General features: G+C 36.1%; 25 protein-coding genes. 21 read left to right on the top strand and 4 right to left on the bottom strand.

Annotated elements, in window-relative coordinates:
* The first annotated feature begins 43 nt into the window (after nt 1–43).
* The 21 genes from DOK76_RS08810 (at nt 44) to DOK76_RS08710 (ending at nt 16,375) form a co-directional block, all read left to right on the top strand.
* Nucleotides 44–325 (top strand): BMC domain-containing protein, encoded by a 282-nt coding sequence (locus DOK76_RS08810; protein WP_206966904.1) that lies wholly within the window; start codon nt 44–46, stop codon nt 323–325.
* Nucleotides 326–345: 20 nt separating this feature from the next.
* Nucleotides 346–1,371, top strand: coding sequence for a DMT family transporter (locus DOK76_RS08805; RefSeq protein ID WP_206966902.1), 1,026 nt, complete (start codon nt 346–348; stop codon nt 1,369–1,371).
* A gap of 1 nt (nt 1,372) precedes the next feature.
* Entirely contained in the window at nt 1,373–1,648 is a 276-nt protein-coding gene (locus DOK76_RS08800) for a hypothetical protein (protein ID WP_206966900.1), read from the top strand.
* A gap of 19 nt (nt 1,649–1,667) precedes the next feature.
* Nucleotides 1,668–1,964, top strand: a complete 297-nt coding sequence (locus DOK76_RS08795; RefSeq protein ID WP_206966898.1) for a BMC domain-containing protein — start codon at nt 1,668–1,670, stop codon at nt 1,962–1,964.
* A gap of 19 nt (nt 1,965–1,983) precedes the next feature.
* Nucleotides 1,984–2,304 carry a BMC domain-containing protein gene (locus DOK76_RS08790; RefSeq protein ID WP_206966896.1) on the top strand — a complete coding sequence of 107 codons (321 nt, stop codon included), beginning with the start codon at nt 1,984–1,986 and terminating at the stop codon, nt 2,302–2,304.
* Entirely contained in the window at nt 2,305–3,735 is a 1,431-nt protein-coding gene (locus DOK76_RS08785; protein ID WP_206966894.1) for an aldehyde dehydrogenase family protein, read from the top strand.
* 23 nt (nt 3,736–3,758) lie between these two features.
* Nucleotides 3,759–6,299 carry a choline trimethylamine-lyase gene (gene cutC / locus DOK76_RS08780; RefSeq protein ID WP_206966892.1) on the top strand — a complete coding sequence of 847 codons (2,541 nt, stop codon included), beginning with the start codon at nt 3,759–3,761 and terminating at the stop codon, nt 6,297–6,299.
* Between the two features lie 22 nt (nt 6,300–6,321).
* Complete coding sequence (gene cutD / locus DOK76_RS08775; RefSeq protein ID WP_370590122.1) at nt 6,322–7,272, top strand: choline TMA-lyase-activating enzyme; 951 nt, start codon at nt 6,322–6,324, stop codon at nt 7,270–7,272.
* Nucleotides 7,273–7,292: 20 nt separating this feature from the next.
* A complete protein-coding gene (locus DOK76_RS08770; protein ID WP_206966888.1) occupies nt 7,293–7,634 on the top strand; it encodes a BMC domain-containing protein in 342 nt (113 codons plus the stop codon).
* Nucleotides 7,631–8,077 carry a EutP/PduV family microcompartment system protein gene (locus DOK76_RS08765; RefSeq protein WP_206966886.1) on the top strand — a complete coding sequence of 149 codons (447 nt, stop codon included), beginning with the start codon at nt 7,631–7,633 and terminating at the stop codon, nt 8,075–8,077. The genes DOK76_RS08770 and DOK76_RS08765 overlap by 4 nt, the downstream gene beginning before the upstream one ends.
* A gap of 8 nt (nt 8,078–8,085) precedes the next feature.
* Nucleotides 8,086–9,225 (top strand): 1-propanol dehydrogenase PduQ, encoded by a 1,140-nt coding sequence (locus DOK76_RS08760; protein WP_206966884.1) that lies wholly within the window; start codon nt 8,086–8,088, stop codon nt 9,223–9,225.
* The gene (locus DOK76_RS08755; RefSeq protein ID WP_206966882.1) at nt 9,226–9,732 is read left to right on the top strand and encodes a hypothetical protein; all 507 of its coding nucleotides are present in this window, start codon (nt 9,226–9,228) and stop codon (nt 9,730–9,732) included.
* Complete coding sequence (gene eutJ / locus DOK76_RS08750; protein ID WP_206966879.1) at nt 9,732–10,571, top strand: ethanolamine utilization protein EutJ; 840 nt, start codon at nt 9,732–9,734, stop codon at nt 10,569–10,571. The genes DOK76_RS08755 and eutJ overlap by 1 nt, the downstream gene beginning before the upstream one ends.
* Nucleotides 10,572–10,582: 11 nt before the next feature.
* Nucleotides 10,583–10,882: a BMC domain protein gene (locus DOK76_RS08745; RefSeq protein ID WP_206966877.1), complete on the top strand. Its 300-nt coding sequence runs from the start codon at nt 10,583–10,585 to the stop codon at nt 10,880–10,882.
* A complete protein-coding gene (locus tag DOK76_RS08740; protein ID WP_206966875.1) occupies nt 10,876–11,139 on the top strand; it encodes a EutN/CcmL family microcompartment protein in 264 nt (87 codons plus the stop codon). Before DOK76_RS08745 ends, DOK76_RS08740 begins: the two co-directional genes overlap by 7 nt.
* 21 nt (nt 11,140–11,160) lie before the next feature.
* On the top strand, nt 11,161–11,724 hold the full coding sequence (locus DOK76_RS08735; protein WP_206966873.1) for a EutQ-related cupin domain-containing protein: 564 nt from the start codon (nt 11,161–11,163) through the stop codon (nt 11,722–11,724).
* 27 nt (nt 11,725–11,751) lie between these two features.
* Nucleotides 11,752–12,303: a BMC domain-containing protein gene (locus tag DOK76_RS13310; protein ID WP_206966871.1), complete on the top strand. Its 552-nt coding sequence runs from the start codon at nt 11,752–11,754 to the stop codon at nt 12,301–12,303.
* 27 nt (nt 12,304–12,330) lie between these two features.
* Nucleotides 12,331–13,881, top strand: a complete 1,551-nt coding sequence (locus DOK76_RS08725) for an acetaldehyde dehydrogenase (acetylating) (RefSeq protein WP_206966869.1) — start codon at nt 12,331–12,333, stop codon at nt 13,879–13,881.
* 16 nt (nt 13,882–13,897) lie between these two features.
* Nucleotides 13,898–14,560, top strand: a complete 663-nt coding sequence (locus DOK76_RS08720) for a phosphate propanoyltransferase (RefSeq protein ID WP_206966867.1) — start codon at nt 13,898–13,900, stop codon at nt 14,558–14,560.
* Between the two features lie 34 nt (nt 14,561–14,594).
* Nucleotides 14,595–14,876: an ethanolamine utilization microcompartment protein EutM gene (eutM, locus tag DOK76_RS08715; RefSeq protein WP_206966865.1), complete on the top strand. Its 282-nt coding sequence runs from the start codon at nt 14,595–14,597 to the stop codon at nt 14,874–14,876.
* A gap of 65 nt (nt 14,877–14,941) precedes the next feature.
* Nucleotides 14,942–16,375 carry an FAD-dependent oxidoreductase gene (locus tag DOK76_RS08710; protein ID WP_206966863.1) on the top strand — a complete coding sequence of 478 codons (1,434 nt, stop codon included), beginning with the start codon at nt 14,942–14,944 and terminating at the stop codon, nt 16,373–16,375.
* Here DOK76_RS08710 and DOK76_RS08705 read toward each other — a convergent pair.
* From DOK76_RS08705 to DOK76_RS08690, 4 genes are all read right to left on the bottom strand, one after another.
* Entirely contained in the window at nt 16,368–16,790 is a 423-nt protein-coding gene (locus tag DOK76_RS08705; RefSeq protein ID WP_206966861.1) for a helix-turn-helix domain-containing protein, read from the bottom strand. The two genes, DOK76_RS08710 and DOK76_RS08705, sit on opposite strands and share 8 nt — an antisense overlap.
* A gap of 172 nt (nt 16,791–16,962) precedes the next feature.
* A complete protein-coding gene (locus DOK76_RS08700; protein WP_206966859.1) occupies nt 16,963–17,703 on the bottom strand; it encodes a C39 family peptidase in 741 nt (246 codons plus the stop codon).
* Nucleotides 17,704–17,859: 156 nt separating this feature from the next.
* Nucleotides 17,860–18,087 carry a helix-turn-helix domain-containing protein gene (locus tag DOK76_RS13360; protein ID WP_206966857.1) on the bottom strand — a complete coding sequence of 76 codons (228 nt, stop codon included), beginning with the start codon at nt 18,085–18,087 and terminating at the stop codon, nt 17,860–17,862.
* 226 nt (nt 18,088–18,313) lie between these two features.
* Nucleotides 18,314–19,015, bottom strand: coding sequence for a hypothetical protein (locus tag DOK76_RS08690; RefSeq protein ID WP_206966854.1), 702 nt, complete (start codon nt 19,013–19,015; stop codon nt 18,314–18,316).
* Nucleotides 19,016–19,079 lie beyond the last annotated feature (64 nt).

The following is a 19,079-nucleotide window of genomic DNA, read 5'->3' as shown; positions in this document are numbered from 1 at the left end:
TAATGAGTATCAAGTTGAAAAAAGAAAATAGGAGGAAGTAAAAATGAAGTACGATGCATTAGGAATGGTAGAAACAAAAGGATTAATCGGTTCAATTGAAGCAGCTGACGCTATGGTTAAAGCAGCAAACGTTACGTTAGTTGGAAAAGAAATGATTGGAAGCGGACTAGTAACCGTATTAGTTAGAGGAGACGTTGGCGCAGTGAAAGCAGCAACAGATGCAGGAGCAGCTGCAGCAGAACGTGTTGGAGAATTAGTATCAGTTCATGTTATTCCAAGACCACACGCTGAAGTAGAAACAATTTTACCACATAATATTAAGTAAGATGGGGAGAATAGTTTAATATGGATAGTCAAAAATCAATGATTCAATCACATGCATCACACCAATCGATGGCAGATGTAAAAATGAAAGCGGTTAGTAAAAAATTTCAAGCAAAAGGAATTTCAAATGGACTTATTTCGGGTCTGACTTATGGTATCTACTCAACTCTTGTTATTGTAGCAAGTGGTTACGAACCTTTAATGAGTGCAGCGGGTATTATTGCAGCGCCTTTTGTGTGTTCAGGATTAAATGACTTCTTTGCAGGTATTTGGTTATTAATTTTTAACTGGAAAAAAGGACGCTTGAAAGAATTAGGAAGAACCTTGAAAACAAAACCAGGAAAGATGTTAGTGATAGGATTTCTTTTAGGAGGACCTATAGCAAATGGTGCCTATTTAGTTGGTTTGGCAATGGCAGGAGCTTATGCTATTCCAATCTCTGCAACTTGTAGTTTGTTTGGTGCTTTATTTGCTTGGATTTTCTTGAAACAAAGACCAACTAAACGAGTGGTTTTCGGTATGGTTTTATGTGTTATGGGAGCTATTTTTATTAACTTTGTTAAACCAGAAGGAGCTCCAAACTTCACGTTAGGTATTATCTGCGCTTTAATCGCAGCTATTGGTTGGGGACTTGAAGGTGTGTTCTCAAGCTTCGGTGGTGCCATGATTGATACAGACGTTGCGGTTAATCTAAGAGAATTAATTTCAGGAATTGTAACTTTATTATTAGTCTTTATTTTTGCAGGAGCATTTCCATTGTTCCTAGGAACTTTAAAAGCCGTAACACCAGTTATGTGGTTGATTATTTCAGGATTAAGTGCAGCCGTTTCATTCTTAACTTGGTATAAAGCAAACTCTATGGTTGGTTGTGCAATCGGTATGTCATTAAACGTTACATATGCTTTCTGGGGTGTATTATTCTCAGTTCTTTTCTTAGGTCAAGAATTAACAGCGACTATTGTAATTGGATCAATCGTTATTGTTTGTGGAGCGATTATCGTTACTATGAATCCTTTAGACCTAATTAAGAAGAAAGAGGTGGAGTAAGATGACTTTACCAGCAAGAATGGCTGTCTTGAATCATTTAGATGAAGTAGGAGAGTCTAATATTCAGGAAGTAATGACAAGTTTGGAACCAATCTATGGTCAAGAAAAACAATTTACATATGATTTATTCCTAGAACATTTAATGGCTCTTGAAGCTAATGATCTAGCTTCATTAACCAAATATGAACTAGATAAGAAAGAAGAGTTAGTTTTATATTACGACATTACAGAAGATGGTCGTAGCACAGTAGAAAAATTTGTTCCTAAAAAAAAATAAACATCTAGGAGGACAATAGATGAGATACCAAGGTGAAGAAGCATTAGGGCTAGTAGAAACCCTAGGATTAGTGCCAGCATTAAAAGCAGCCGATGAAATGTTAAAAGCAGCTAATGTAGAACTTGTTTCTTATGAAAATATTGGTTCAACTCTCGTTACAGTTATGATCAAAGGTGATGTTGCTGCTGTCCGAGCTTCTGTTGAAGCAGGTGTTGCAGTCGCTAGTGAGATTGGCAAAGTAACAGCGCATAATGTGATGCCAAGACCAATCAGAGCTGTTGGCGATATCGTCTCAGTTCACGACATTGATTTATAAAGGTAAGGAGGAAGAAGCGATGGAAAGATATGAAGCCATTGGGGCAATTGAAACATTTGGTTTAGTCTTTGTGTTAGAGGCAGCAGATGCTATGTGTAAAGCAGCAGATGTTGAAGTTTTAGGTTATGAAAACGTGGCGTCTGGTTATATTTCAGTCATTGTTAAAGGTGATGTTGCAGCATGTAAAGCCGCAGTTGAAGCAGGTGTACAAGCTGTAGCAAATATGGGCGCAGAAGTGTATAGCTCAGTTGTTATCGCAAGCCCTCATATTGATTTGAGTAAAATCGTTTCACGCTATGCACTGGAAAACTTGTTGCCAAGTGGTGAGGAAGTGAAATAGATGTCTTTTGTTGATAAAGATTTAGAGTCTATTCAAGAAGCACGTATTTTAATGGAATCTGCAAGAGATTCACATTACATGTTAAAAGAATATGATCAAGGGATTATTGATAAAATTATCGGCTTGATGATTCCAAAAATCAGAGAAAATGCACAAGTTTTGATTGATGCCAATATCTCTGAAACCCAATACGGTAAAGCAGAAGATGAATTAAAGTTATTGTATCAAGTATTAGACAACATGGAATCAAGTGTATTAAGTCAAAAATGCATCGGCGTTCTAGAACAAAATACACAAGGAGATATTACAGAAGTAGGAGTTCCTTTAGGGGTTATCGTCACATTACTTCCAGCAGAAAATAGCGTGACTAACACCATTTTTACTGCGTTACTTAGTCTGAAATCTGGAAATACTTGTGTGTTTGTTCCCCACAAAAGAGGAGCTAACTCAACAAGAAAAGCTATCTCTTTTATCAAAAATTTAGCGGAAGTGAGCGGCTTACCTAAAAACTGTTTAAGTAGTATGCAACATGTATCGAATGAAGGTGTTGCAGAAATAACAAATCATTCTGCTACAGCATTAATCATCAATATTGGGCAAAAAAAATGTAAAGGCGCATCCAACGTTTTACATCGTCCGATGATTTATGGTGGAACAGGATCGACTCCCGTTTTTATCGAAAAAACAGCCAATATCAAACAAGCTTGTTTTGATATCATTCGAAGTCGCTCATTTAATAATGGTATTTTACCTGGAGCAGAGCAATATTTAATCGTAGAAGGAATCATTGCTAATCAGGTAAAAGAAGAGTTAATCAATCAAGGTGCTCACTTTATGACGCAAGAAGAGGAGCGTTTGTTACTTGATTTGATTAAACCATGTGGCACCTTTGTTTGTTCGGAAGTAATTGGTAAGTCTGCTTGTTACTTAGCAGAAAAAGCAGGTTTTGCTGTTCGAAGTGATGTCAAAGTTCTTGTGTCAGAACAGGATTATATCTTTGATGAGAATCCTTATTCTGATGAAATGAAGTTTCCGATTCTAACGTTTTATTTAGAGCCTGATTGGCTACATGCTTGTGAAAAATGCATTAACTTACTAAAAGCTAAGCAAAATGGCCATAGTTTAGTGATTCATTCACACAATCAAAAAGTAACCAATGAGTTTGCTTTGAAAAAACCAGTAGGCCGAGTCCTAGTTAATGGTCCGGCAACGTTTAATAGTTTAGGTCTAGAATCAACACTACCATTTACCTTTGTTCTAGGTGGTTTGACTATGGGACAAGGAATAACAGCGAAAAATATAACAGCAAAAGATTTAACTTATGTCAGACAAATTGGTTATCCAATAGAAAAAACAAAATCAGTACAAACTGATTTCAACATGAGTGAAGACGAATTAGTCAGAATTTTGAAAAAAATCATTAACCAATAAAATAAAATAAGCGAGGGATTCAGATGGATATGCAAGATTTTTCAGCAAAATTAGCTGAAGCAACAAAAGAGTTAACAGATTCAGAAAAAGCAGCTTTAATGCGTATGTTTGCATCTGTTAAAGAAGATATTGAAAGTGAAGAAGTAGTTGAAACTGTAGCCATTCATTCAGAAGGAACTGATATTCCTGAAGGGATTACTCCTAGATTAGTTGCGTTAAAAGAAAACTACATGAAACAAGTACCAGCTATTACTACACATAGAGCGCGAGCAATCACTAAAATTGCTAAAGAAAACCCAGGGATGCCAAAGAGTGTCTTAAGAGGTAAATGTTTTAAATATTGCTGTGAAACAGCACCTTTAGTTATTCAAGACAACGAATTAATTGTTGGGGCACCAAATGGCGCACCTCGTGCTGGGGCATTCTCACCAGATATTGCATGGCGCTGGATGGAAGACGAGATCGATACGATTGGGACACGTCAACAAGACCCATTCTTCATTTCTGATGAAGACAAACGTATTATGCGTGAAGAATTATTCCCTTATTGGAATGGAAAATCAGTTGATGAGTACTGTGAAGACCAATACCGAGATGCTGGTGTATGGGAATTATCAGGTGAATCATTTGTATCGGATTGTTCATACCATCAAATCAATGGTGGTGGGGACTCTAACCCAGGATATGACGTTATTTTAATGAAAAAAGGAATGCTTGATATTCAACAAGAAGCTAGAGAGCATTTAGAACAATTACAATACGAAAATCCAGATGATATCGATAAAATTTACTTCTATAAATCAATCATTGATACAACAGAAGGTGTTATGATTTACGCTCGTCGTATGTCTGAATATGCTGCTGAATTAGCAAGCAAAGAAACAGATCCAAAACGTAAAAAAGAATTAGAACAAATTTCTAAAATCAATGCAAAAGTACCTGCTAACAAACCAGAGACTTACTGGGAAGCAATCCAAGCAGTTTGGACTATTGAATCTTTATTAGTTGTTGAAGAAAATCAAACTGGTATGTCAATTGGACGTGTGGATCAATACATGTATGAGTATTACAAAAATGATATTGATTCAGGTCGCATGAATGACTTCCAAGCTTTTGAATTATCAGGCTGTATGTTAATTAAAATGTCAGAAATGATGTGGATTACAAGTGAAGGTGGCTCTAAATTCTTCGCTGGTTACCAACCGTTTGTCAACATGTGTGTCGGTGGGGTAACACGTGAAGGATTCGATGCAACAAACGAATTAACTTATCTATTAATGGACGCGGTTCGCCACGTAAAAATCTATCAACCATCACTAGCTTGTCGTATTCATAACAAATCTCCTAGAGAATACTTGAAAAAAATTGTATCAGTTGTAAAAGCTGGTATGGGATTCCCTGCTTGTCACTTTGACGATACACATATCAAAATGATGCTCGCTAAAGGTGTTTCTATCGAAGACGCTAGAGATTATTGTTTAATGGGGTGTGTGGAACCACAAAAATCAGGTCGTTTATACCAATGGACTTCAACAGGTTATACTCAGTGGCCAATTTGTATTGAACTTGTGCTAAATCAAGGTGTGCCATTATGGTACGGCAAACAAGTATGTCCAAATACAGGTGCTTTATCAGAGTTCAAAACTTATGAACAATTTGAAGAAGCTGTTAAAGAACAAATCAAGTACATTACTAAATGGACTAACGTAGCAACAGTGATTTCACAACGTGTTCACCGTGAATTAGCACCAAAACCATTAATGTCCTTAATGTATGAAGGTTGTATGGAATCAGGTCATGATGTGTCTGCTGGTGGTGCGATGTATAACTTTGGACCAGGGGTTGTTTGGTCAGGACTTGCTACTTACGCAGATTCAATGGCAGCAATTAAAAAATTAGTCTTTGACGACAAAAAATACACACTAGAAGAGTTAAATACAGCGTTAAAAGCTGAATTCAAAGGTTACGAACAAGTAAAAGCTGACTGCTTGAAAGCACCTAAATATGGTAATGATGATGATTATGCAGATTTAATCGCAGCGGAATTAATCAACTTCACCGAACAAGAACATAGAAAATACCGCACATTATACTCAGTATTGAGTCACGGAACATTATCTATTTCTAACAATACACCATTTGGTCAATTAACAGGCGCTTCTGCTAATGGTCGTGACGCTTGGACACCACTATCTGATGGTATCAGTCCAACACAAGGTGCCGATTTCAAAGGCCCTACAGCGATTATTAAATCAATTTCTAAAATGTCTAATGACAGTATGAATATTGGTATGGTTCATAACTTCAAGATTATGGCTGGTTTACTAGATTCTCCAGAAGGGGAAGAAAGTTTAATTACTCTGTTACGTACTGCTTGTCATTTAGGAAATGGTGAAATGCAGTTTAACTACTTAGATAACGATACATTGATTGCAGCACAAAAAAATCCTGAACAATACCGTGATTTAATTGTTCGTGTAGCTGGATACAGTGCATTCTTTGTGGAATTATGTAAAGACGTTCAAGATGAAATCATCAGTCGAACAATGCTAGAGAAATTCTAAAAAAATTCAGGAGATGAATGAAGTGACAGGAATAAAAGAAGGTGGAATTGAGCGCCAAGCAATGATTTTTAATGTCCAAAAATACAATGTTCATGACGGCCCTGGTATTAGAACAATGGTATTTTTTAAAGGCTGTCCTTTACGTTGTCAATGGTGTGCCAATCCAGAAGGTATTTCTAGACAATTTCAAGTCATGTATAAACAAAGTTCATGTTCTGATTGTGGAGCCTGTGTGGACGCTTGTCCCATGGGCATCCACTATATGGATGAAGAAGGCAATCACCAAGTTGATCGTGAAAAAATATGTAACGGTTGTAACAAATGTGTAGAGGTTTGTCCTATGGCAGCTCTAAATATCACAGGAGAAATTAGAACTATTCCAGAATTAATGGAAATTATTCATGAAGACGCAGCCTTTTACGACATGTCTGGTGGCGGAGTTACTTTAAGTGGTGGTGAATGTACTGCCCAACCAGAAGTAGCTTTGGCACTATTAAAAGCCTGTAAAGGTGATGGCATCAACACAGCTATTGAAACATGTGGACATACTAGAATGGATAGAATGTTGAGCTTATCAGAATATGTGGATTATTTTTTATTTGATTTAAAACATATGGATCCAGTGCGACATAATGAACTAACGGGTATTAGTAATGAAAGAATTTTAAAAAATTTACAAGAACTTCTAAGACTAGGCAATTGGGTGAAAATAAGAATGCCTATGTTAAAAGGAATTAACTCAAGCGAATTTGAGATTCAAGCTATTATTGATTTTTTATTACCTTATAAAGATTATCCTAATTTCCAAGGCATAGATTTACTTCCTTATCATAAATTAGGCGTCAATAAATACGGTCAGCTAGGTATGGAGTATCCAGTAGATGGTGATCCTAGTTTATCAGATGCTGAGTTAGATCAAATTGAAGGCTGGATTAAAGCCTATGATTTTCCTGTACAAGTTGTTAGACATTAATGAAGAGAGGAGATTAAGTGATGAAAGAACAAGTCGAACGTGTCATACAGGAATCTGTTCCTGGTAAACAAGTAACCTTATCTCATTTAATTGCATCTCCGATTTCAGATGTGTATGAAGCTATTGGTGTTGATCCATATGGAGCAATAGGAATCTTAACCTTATCTCCTTATGAGACAGCTGTTATTGCGGCTGATATTGCTAGTAAAGCAGCAGATGTGACGATTGGCTTTTTAGATCGTTTTACCGGTTCTGTCGTGATTCAAGGAGATGTTCAAAGTGTTGAGATTGCTTTAAAAGAAGTCAATCGTATTCTTGAGGACCAGTTGGGATTCACGGTTGAGGCAATGACCAAAACATGAGGAAGAAAATACTAATCATAGGTCCCAATCATAGTGGAAAAGCTAAATTAGCTCATTACTTAAATGAAGAAGAAGGACCTATAAAAAAAAGAGGGAGCATTGTTTATGGCAAGCATACGATAAGCGTGCCAAGCAGTTATCTAGAAAGTCCAGATATGCGCAAACACATTATTTCCTTGAGAACTCAAGCTCATTTAGTGTTGATGCTCTACCCCTTGATGCAAAAAAAGAAAGTCTACCCACCAAATTTTGCCAAAGTATTTAACGTTCCTGTGATGGGTGTGTTGACGTTTAACGAAGAGTCACCATCTAGTTCCCAGTTACAGCAGATTGACAAAATGTTTGAAGAAATAAAAATAATGACGCCTTATGAACAACTCAATTTAAGTTGTGAGACGTCAATAGAATCACTTTGTAACAAAATAAGAAAGAAAGGAGAATGAAAAAAATAATGAATCGATTTAAAATGCCAACAGAAATTTACTTTGGGCAAGATGCTCTTGGTATCTTAAAAGAGTTGGATCTAGGAAACGTATTGCTTGTCTGTGACCCTTTTATGGAGTCTTCTCATATGGTAGATAACATCACTGTTTTATTAGATGAATGTTCAACTAAATATGTGATGTTTTCAGAAGTAGTGCCAGACCCAACGATTCAAGTCGTGACTAAAGGTTTACAAGCAGCTCTAAATATACAACCACAAAGCATTATCGCTCTAGGTGGGGGCTCAGCTTTAGATACGGCAAAAGCTATAAGAGAAATCTATAGAGAGTCAACTCAAGTCAAAGAAGTTAAGTTAGTTTGTATCCCAACAACAAGTGGTACAGGAAGTGAAGTAACTGCTTTTTCTGTCATCACAGATACAGAAGAACAAGCTAAATATGCTCTTGTGTCAGATGAGATGATTCCAGAGATTGCTATTTTAGATCCTGAATTAACCAAAACGGTCCCAGAAGCTATTACGGCTGACACGGGAGTAGATGTGTTAACGCACTGTTTTGAAGCATTTGTTTCAACTAATGCATCAGATTTTACTGATGCTTGTGCGGAAAAAGCCATCAAAATGGTTTGGGCTTATTTACTAGAAGCCACTCAAAATGGTTCTAATTTACTAGCTCGCGAAAAAATGCATAATGCGTCTTGTTTAGCGGGAATTGCCTTTAGCGAAGCATCATTAGGTGTTTGTCATAGTTTGGCTCATGCGTTAGGAGGAAGATTTCATATTCCTCATGGACGAGCAAATGCCATGATTTTACCCTTTGTTATTAGTTACAATGCAGGATTAGATTTACCAGAAGAAACAGCAACTTTAGATAGATATGTGTTGATAGCTGAATTACTAGGCATTAAAGCAGGAACTAAAAAAGCCACAGTTAGAGCGTTGATATCTAAATTAAATCGCTACACAGATCAACTAGGAATCCCTAAACAAATTGAAGCTATGGGAGTTGAAACGAGTGACTTTTTAAGTGCTTTATCTAGTATGTCTGAAAAAGCATTGGCAGATAAATGTACCTTGACGAATCCTCGTGTACCGACGATACAAGATTTAGAAGGGATTTATAAAAAATTAAGTAAAGGAGGTCACTAAATGCATTTTATTACCGAAAACGAATTGAGAGTTAAGTATAGAAAGCAAGCATTTAGTGATTTTTATTTACAAAAAGAAGAGCGATTGACGCCAGAAGCCAAACAATTTTTAAGTGATAAGAAAATTCGACTTACTAGTGTTACTGATACAAGTGACTCAGCGCAACCCATAGGAAATCAATTTGACTTATTAAGATTAGCTTGTTTAGAGTGTGGTCGTTTGGCTAACGAACTTGATTACGGGATTAGTCATTCCTTGTTTTTATTAGCTGAAGCTATCAAAACAGGTATTAAAACAGAACAGAGGACATCAATTATTCCATATACGAGTCAATTAGAAGTCCATCATGTACTGAGTACTAAAGGAAAATTATTAATAAAGCTGGAACAAGTGATTTTTACGATTAGTGACTTAGAGATGGAGAAACAAAATCAAGGAAACGAATTAGCTTATTTAAAAAAGCAATTGATTGAGATGGTGAATCAATTGATAAGGAGTGGTGAGTAGTGAGCAAAAAAGAGCTAGAAACATGTGATGAGTTGGTTTCTAAATTTGAAGCCGTTATTAGTAAACCAAAAAAGAATAACAAAACTACCTATTATACTGGTGTGGATTTAGGAACAGCTTGTATTGTTCTAACTGTTTTAGATGCTCATTATGAACCTGTTGCGGGTGCGTATCGTTATGCTGATGTGGTAAGAGATGGCATGATTGTTGATTATATTGGCGCAGTAACCATTGTTAGGGAGTTGAAAGAAGAGCTTGAGGAAGCTTTGCAAACCGAGTTATTATTCGCAGCTTCGGCGATTCCTCCGGGAACTGATGAACTTGATTCAGGGGCTATCAAAAATGTGGTTCAAAGCGCAGGCTTTGAGCTGACAGCCATTTTAGATGAACCAACTGCAGCCAATGAAGTTCTCCATATCAAAAATGGAGCAGTTGTTGACATTGGTGGTGGAACGACAGGGATTTCCATATTAAAAAATGGAAAAGTTATTAATGTTTCTGATGAAGCTACAGGAGGTACTCACTTTTCTCTTGTTGTGGCAGGTGCTTATAAAATATCTTTTGAAGAAGCAGAGCTGTATAAGCGAGACGAAGCAAATCATAGGGAATTAATCGTAACGTTAAAACCTGTTATTGAAAAAATTGCGTCTATTATCGAAAAGCAAATCAAGGATTATGACATAGATGGTATTTATTTAGTAGGCGGGTCATCATGTTTGACGGGTATTGAAAAAATCATTGAAGAAAAAATCAATATACCGACATTTAAACCACGTAATCCAATGTTTGTGACGCCTCTTGGGATTGCAAAAAGTTGTACCAATCAAATTATGGGTTAGGAGAATTGACTATGGATTGTCGAATAATAAAATCACCTGGAGAAAATACTCTAGCAATACTAAATAGAAGAAAAGGCTCAGGACCAAAAGGAGCTCTTGAAGATGTAGGAGCTGTTGGACTAGTTCAAGGAAAATTAATTGAAATGGTTTGTGCAGCTGATGTGGCTGAAAAAGCAGTAGGTGTTGTTGTTGAAGATATCAAAGGAACATGTCCGCAAAATATGATCATGCTAGCAATCTTTGGAGATACTGCTTCAGTTATGGCAGCAATGGATGAGATTAAACGACGTGAGAAAGAACGTTTATGGTAACCGCAAAGTTAGTAGACAATGTCTGGGCAACTCGAAAATCAGATAAACTAAATGGCTTTAAACTGATGCTAGCAGTAGTCATTGGTGGGTCTAGAGATGGTGAGAGACTGGTTGTTGTAGATGTCATTGGAGCAGGTATTGGTGACCGGGTTATTGTAGCAACTGGTTCCGCAGCTAGAAGAATGTTGGAAGATGATACTGTTCCAGTAGATGCAGCAGTCATCGGGATTATTGATGAAAGTTGTGAGTCGGTTTAAAAAGAAAGGGAAAGTGTGTCGATGAAAAAACTGATTTCTGCAGAAGATATTACTCAGTGTCACAAGAACGGTTTGGACACCCTTTATGTGACTAAAAAGACAATCGTAACAGATTTAGCTAGAGATTTAGCAGAAGAGTACGGTGTCTCAATTGAAGTAAAAGAAGTAGCGGATAAACAAGAAGTGACGACAGAAGATTTGATTTTATTACTTAAAGAAGTTTTAGCCATTGGTGTACCTAGTGACCCTTTTAAGGCAGTGATTGATCCAAGTGGCACAACAGTGATAGATGGAGATTCGGTTCAGTTAGAACAAGTTTCTAACCGACAAGACGTTTCTGTTTTGAAACGAGAATTAATGAATGACAAGTCTATCAAACTAGGTTTTTTAACTTTTAATGGCAAAAATTGTCCACATCAAACAAGCCAAGAAGAAGTTTATTATGTCATGAATGGTTGTTTTAATATGACAATTAATGAGAAAGAATATGCTGTTAAGCAAGGTGATGTGGTTGTTATACCAAAACAGACACTTGTTACGTGGACTAGTTCGGAAGATGTTAACTTACTATATGTGAATTATTAAACGTCAGAATGTATAAAGGAGTAGCTAATGAAAGAAGCATTAGGATTTATTGAAACAACAGGTCTTATAGCAGCTGTTGAAGCCTTAGATGCCATGTTAAAATCCTCAGAAGTTCACCTAATCAAAAAAGAAATAATTGGTGGTGGGATTGTAACGGTTGTTATTTCAGGAGATGTAGCAGCGGTTAAAACGGCAGTTGACGCAGGTGCAGCTTCAGTGTCTCACTTAAATGAATGTGCGTTGATTTCTACTCATACGATTCCTCGACCAGATGACTCAATTAGTGAGTTATTTAAAGAGCCTGTTGAAGTAAAAGAAGTTGTTGAGGAAGAGGAAGAAATAATCATTGAGATGATTGATGAAGAAATAACTGAGCAAAAACCACTAGCAGAAGCATTGGCTGATTGGTTAGAAAACGAGGACGTTGATCAAATGAGGACATGCTTAGCTGAGTATAAAGTATCTGAGTTAAGAAGCCACTTAGAACAACTACCTGATGTCAAACTATCTCGTAAAGAAATCAAAAAAGCAAGTAAAGAAAAACTAATGACAGCCTACATTAAACACTATAAAAAATAGTAGTAACAAGGCAAAGGAGTAAAACCAATGGAATCATTTGATAAAGATTTATGTTCAGTCCAAGAAGCTAGAAACTTAGCTAGGAATGGGAAGAAAGCTGCTAATGAGATGGCAACTTTTACGCAAGAACAAGTAGATACAATTTTAAAAAGTATGCGTGATGCTGCCAAAAAGCATGCCGTTTGTTTAGCTCAAATGGCTGTTGAGGAAACTGGATTTGGGAAAGCTCCGGATAAAGTTTATAAAAATCATGCGGCATCTGTTTTACTTTATGAAGAAATAAAAAATCAACAAACAGTAGGTATTATTTCAGAAGATGTGGAAAAAGGAACTTTTGATGTGGCTGAACCAGTCGGCTTAGTTATGGGAATTATTCCATCAACGAATCCAACATCAACTGTTTTCTTCAAAGCAATGATTGCGATTAAATCACGCAATGCCATTGTTTTTGCGCCACATCCTGCTGCTAAAAAATGTACTTTAGCAGCGAGTGAAGTGATGCGTGAGGCAGCAGAAGCAGCGGGTGCACCTAAGGGTCTTATCAGTTGTGTCTCAACGCCAACAATGGCTTCAACCAATGAATTAATGCATGGTGATGAAGTTTCCTTGATTATTGCCACTGGTGGACCAGGTATGGTTAAAGCAGCTTACAGTTCAGGTAAACCTGCCATTGGTGTAGGAGCAGGGAACTCACCAGCCTACATCGAAAGAACAGCAAATGTGAAAGACGCTGTCGAAAAAATTATCGCTAGTAAAACATTTGATAACGGAACTATCTGTGCGTCAGAACAAGCTATCATCTGTGAGACTGTTAACCAAGAGGAAGTTATTTCTGAGTTAAACCGACAAGGTGGCTACTTTATGTCTGAGGAAGAAACAGACAAAGTGTGCCAATTGTTGTTTAAAAATGGTCATGCGATGAATGCACAATTTGTTGGACGTTCAGCAGATGTGATTGCAGAAGCAGCTGGTATCAGCGTACCAAGTGGTACAAAAGTATTAGTAGGACCACAAAAAGGTGTGGGTCAAGGTTATCCATTATCCTTTGAAAAATTAACAACGGTTTTAGGCTTTTATGTGGTTAATAACTGGGAAGAAGCTTGTCATTTAAGTATTGAATTACTACAAAATGGTATTGGTCATACGATGAGTATTCATACAAATGACCGAGATATGGTACTAAAATTTGCCGCTAAACCGGCGTCAAGAATTTTAGTTAATACCGGAGGAAGCCAAGGTGGAACAGGTATTAGTACTGGTTTACCAATTTCCTTCACATTAGGTTGTGGAACGTTTGGTGGTAGTTCTGTATCAGAAAATGTTAGTCCTAAAAACCTCTTAAACATTAAAAAAGTCGCTTACGGGCTAAAAGATGTTAGAACGTTAGTGGCTGAGGATACGTTATTTGATTATGGATTAAGTGAAGGCGCTCAAGAAGTAACTTGTGATAAAGGTTTTTCTAAGAGCCCTGCAGACATTCAAAAATCATTTGAAGCGAGTAACTCATCAGCAGAAGGCTTAGACGTGGCTAAATTAGAGGATGTTGTCAAACAATTGTTAAAAGAAATGAATCAATAGTGAAAGAGTGAATGTGATGGAGCAATATGAAGAAGTACTAGATCGGGTGTTGAGTATTCTTGTTGAAGGGAACCTCTCTAAAAACCAACAAGCACCTGTAACAGAAATAGCTAAAACAATACCAGTAGGCATTTCTAATCGCCACGCTCATTTATCAAGAGCCGATATTGATTCTTTATTCGGCAAAGGATACGAGTTAACTAAATTAAAAGATTTATCTCAACCAGGTCAGTATGCCTGTAAAGAGTGTGTAACAATTTGTGGACCAAAAGGAGTTTTAGAAAAAATTCGTGTGTTAGGTCCAGCAAGACCTGTGTCTCAAATTGAGATTCTTCAAGGAGATACTTTTAAATTAGGTATTAAAGGTGAGCTTCGCTTATCTGGTGACTTAAATGGGACATCAGGAGCGACTATGATTGGACCAAAGGGATCAGTTCAACTAACTCAAGGTGTGATTGTGGCTCAACGTCATATTCATATGTTACCAGAAGAGGCTAAACATTTTGGTGTAGTCGATGGTGAGCAGGTTTCCATTGAATTTGATGGACCAAGAGGTGGCGTTCTTAACAACGTGATTATTAGAGCAACAGCAAATTCAGGATTAGAGTGTCATATAGATACTGAGGAAGCCAACGCTTTAGGCGTTACTTCAAGTACTAGAATTGACATTTTAAAATAATAAAAAAACAAACTTTAATTAGGAGGAAATACAGATGAAATCAGATGCACTAGGAATGGTAGAAACAAGAGGATTAATCGGATCAATTGAAGCAGCAGACGCAATGGTGAAAGCAGCTAATGTAACATTAGTAGGTAAAGAAAAAGTTGGTGGCGGTATTATTACAGTTATGGTTCGTGGTGATGTTGGTGCTGTTAAAGCAGCAACTGATGCAGGAGCAGCAGCAGCAGAACGTGTTGGTGAGTTATTATCAGTTCACGTTATCCCAAGACCACATGCTGAAGTGGAATCAATTTTACCATTAAGCGGCAAATAAAATACAACAATTAGAGCCTAGAGAAGTCTAGGCTCTAGCTTTATATTTGATTAAGGAGGAGAACGATGGTAAAAACAGTCATTATTGGCTCTAACCATGCAGGGATTGCAGCAGCTAATACCTTATTAGATCATTACCCAGATCAACAAGTGGTTATGATTGATAAAAGTAATAGTTTAAGCTATTTAGGTTGTGGCTCTCCATTATGGGTGGGCAGACAAATTGATTCTTATGAGACATTGTTTTATACAAATAAAGAAGCCTTTGAAGAAAAAGGGGCGGCGATTCATATGGAGACTAGTGTCGTTGCCGTTGATTTTGATAAAAAAATCGTTTCTTGTTGTCGTGTTAATGGAGAGACATTTGAAGAAACTTATGACAATCTTGTTTTAGCAACAGGATCAAAACCAATTAATCTTAATTTACCAGGCAATGATTATGCAGGCATTCATTGTTTAAAAACTTTTGAAGACTGTATGGTTGTTGATGAAGAATTAGATGACCCAATGGTACAAAATGTGGCTGTGGTTGGGGCTGGTTATATTGGTGTTGAGATGGCAGAAGCTATTAAAAGAAGAGGAAAAAATGTGTTGCTTTTTGATATTGAAAGTCAGGTATTATCTGCTTATTATGATGCCTGGTTATCAGAGGATATGTCGAACACATTAAGTGAGAATGGCGTTGAACTGCACTTAAATGAAAAAGTTATGTCGTATCAGAAAAATGATGTCATGGATGTCTTTTTACGTTGCATTGAAGAGTTAGTTCAGGAGATTAAAGTCAATCCAGATACACAAATAGCTAAAAATAAAATGACGTCCTTGGACAATAAAGTAAGTGGTATTGTTACGGATAAAGGAGAATATCCTGTTGATTTAGTGGTAAATGCCCTTGGCTTTATTCCTAATGTTGACTTAGGACAAGGTCGTTTGACTTTATCAAAAGAAAAAGCCTACTTAGTAGATGAGCATCAAAGAACTAATTTAGCAGATGTATATGCGATTGGGGATTGTGCCACTATCTATTCAAATGCTTTAAATGAAGTGACTCATATTGCTTTGGCAACTAATGCTGTTCGTTCTGGGATAGTAGCTGGACACAGTATTGGCGGATCAGAGCTAAAATCATTAGGAGTTCAAGGTTCAAACGGCATTAGTATTTTTGGCCAAAACATGGTATCAACGGGTATTTCGTATGAAAAAGCTAAGACACTGGGCTTTAAGGTAGCAGTGACTGATTTTGAAGACTTACAAAAACCAAGTTTTATGAAAGACAATGAACAAGTAAAACTAAGAATTGTCTACGATCAGGTTAGTCGACGTGTTTTAGGAGCTCAAATGAGTTCTAAGGGAGATATGTCTATGGGAATTCATATGTTCTCACTGGCGATAGCAAAACAAGTGACAGTTGACGAATTAGCTTTATTAGATATATTCTTTTTACCCCACTTCAACCAACCTTATAATTATATAACAATGGCAGCTTTATCAGCTAACTAGCTGAAGCTGCTTTTTTTCTGTAGACTTTCATGCCAAAATCAATCACACCAAATGACCCAACGACTAAACCAAATAAGGTTTTTTGGTCAAAGCCACTGATGACAATCGTATAAATACTTAATCCTAAAATAAGAACAAAGACTAATAGAAGCATTAGGTTAAAGAAAGAATAGACTTGATGGTCAACTTTGTTATTTATCAAGGCTTCTTTAAACTCTATGTCTTCTTTAATAAGAACATCTAGAGAGACTTTGAAAAAATCAGATAGGTGAATGATGTTGCCAATATCTGGATAGTCTTTCCCACGTTCCCAATTGGAAATAGATTGAGCGGAAACGTTTATTTTTTCTGCTAAGTCCTGTTGAGTTAGGTTATTTGTTTGTCTTAATGATTTTATTTTCGTACCGATATCCATAAAAAATCTCCTTTAACTCTTTGATAGTTGAAGCATAATGGAAAAGTTAGTAAATAGCACTAAACAAAGGATTGATTTGACTAAAGTGCTACTTAAATTAATATAATTTTATTATAACACGTAAAAAAGTGAGACTGTCATGAAAGTCTCACTTAAATAGTGCCCGATATCATTATTTTGAAAAAGACCAAAAATTAACAACTTCTGATTCTAAATCACCTTGAGAAAATGGAGTTGTGGAATGCTGTTTTTCTTCAGAATCATTTGGGTCATTAAGCCAAAAAGTATTTTGACTACTATCATAACCAGAAAGAATCATAATATGTCCTACTTTAGTAAATTTTCCTGGTTTAACAGAAATAATTACAGGGTTACCAAGTAATAATTGCTCTTTGACTGCTTCAAAATCAGTACCAAGGTTAATCATTTGATAGCCATTAGCTACTGAAAAATCAGAAAAAATATTCCACGAGGTTCCTTGGTTTTCTATAAAATAAGCATCTCCAGACCAAAATAAGATATCAAGAGGTGTCCTATTTTTATTATCTAGATAGGATGAAATCATGGCTAAAGAAACTAGAGCGCAACCATTTATTTTAATGGTATTATTTTCAACATCAGATGAGTCACTTCCGTAAAAAGTGTTGGCCCATTTCTTATCTGTTTGTAATATTAAAGGAATATTTAGTCGATTGGAGAATTGTTGCTTATTGATTCTATCATTAATTTGATCTACATAACTTGTTTCAATAACTTTTTTTTCCGTTATAGAAGCAACTTCTGCCTGTTGTACGTTATGTTTTTTCTCAAGATCATTGTTGAGATTAATTTTATTTAGATATATGTAGCTAACCCCGCTAATAACAAATAAAATTGATAAAATTAAAAGGGAAGTAGTTTTTTTGATGGACATGATAGACCTCTCTTATGTTTGTTATTGGAATATCAGTCTGCGTATAGGGTAAAAGTATTATCGCTATATTGTAGACTTGTTTCGACTTTGTAAAAAAAATTATTGAAGATAGTTTAATCCTGCAAAAATCCTCCCTATAAAGATAGGAAGGATTTTTTAGAGGTTTTGTTTTTTATTTAACGATATTTTCAGGTTAATAAGTAAACCCTCTAAACCAATGTTTAGATAAGTAGAGAGGTTGTTGATGTGGCATAGGGTAGAGAGTTTTTGATTGTTCTCCCATCTATAAATAAGAAGTCTTTTTACATCTAGAGCTTTAGCTAGTTCTTTGCGGGAGAGGATCTTTATAAGGCGTTGTTGTTTGATTGACGTTCCAAGATACATAACTAATCTCCTCTTACATTATCATTATAAGGCACTACTTGTTGACATAGACGTTAAAAATAGAATTACTTTTAGTTAGTCAAATTAAGCTAGATTAACACACTCGTACCGATAAACTTTGTTGTCATTATATCTCTCACTTAACTCAGTTATCTGGTTAATTAACTGATTTTGTTTAGGAGAGAAAGTGATTTTTAATCAATTGGGTGCTAGCTTCCATAGGTGATTAACCTAAGGCACCTGGTATTTCAGGTGTTACAATAAAAATAGTGGTTACTTTTTTATCTCTAGGTGACAGAGTGACCGAGCACTCTTTACCATTTTCGGTAGTTGCTATGAATGTCATGTTTGTATAAGTTGATTTATTATCTTCGCCTAAACCAGCATAATTAAATTTAACATCTGCAATTTTTTCGTTTGTAAATTGAGATGCAGCTTGTTTTACATCACTTGCGTAGTCATCTTGTTTTTTTGATTGTTCTGCGTTGAATGTGTCATAGTCAGTTTTACTGTAATCAATATCGTTAGTGTATTCATTGTTTGTAGGATTATCAAGATTGACAACTTCCCCAGTAATAGCATCTACCATGAAATTAATGTTATCATCAGATTCTACGCTACCATACCACAACCATCTATTGTTGGGATCTTTTAATGTAGTCATATTAACTTTAACACTATCTTTCTTGAATCCAGTCATACTTTCTAATGCTGCAATACCTAAAGTTTCTGCTTTTTTAGCATCTATAGCTCCTTCAGGCATTTTTTCAGTAGCCTTACTTGATTGATTCAGTGTACTCGTTGCTTCAATTGTTTTTGTTGAATTCAATTTTGAATCTAGAGATGAGTTCATTGCAAATACAACGCCACCTGAACATAATCCGATTAAAGCTGTTCCTACTACCATACTTTTTACTACCTTATTCATAAATAAATACCTCGTCTTTCTTTTTTTATTTAGTAAGTGAGATGTCTTTGTCTCATTCACTAAA

Origin of the sequence: Candidatus Vagococcus giribetii, from assembly GCF_017316185.1 — a bacterium.
Classification (GTDB): Bacteria; Bacillota; Bacilli; order Lactobacillales; family Vagococcaceae; genus Vagococcus; species Vagococcus giribetii.
The sequence above is the reverse complement of the archived record's forward strand: the minus strand, read 5'-3'. Positions and strand labels throughout refer to the sequence as shown.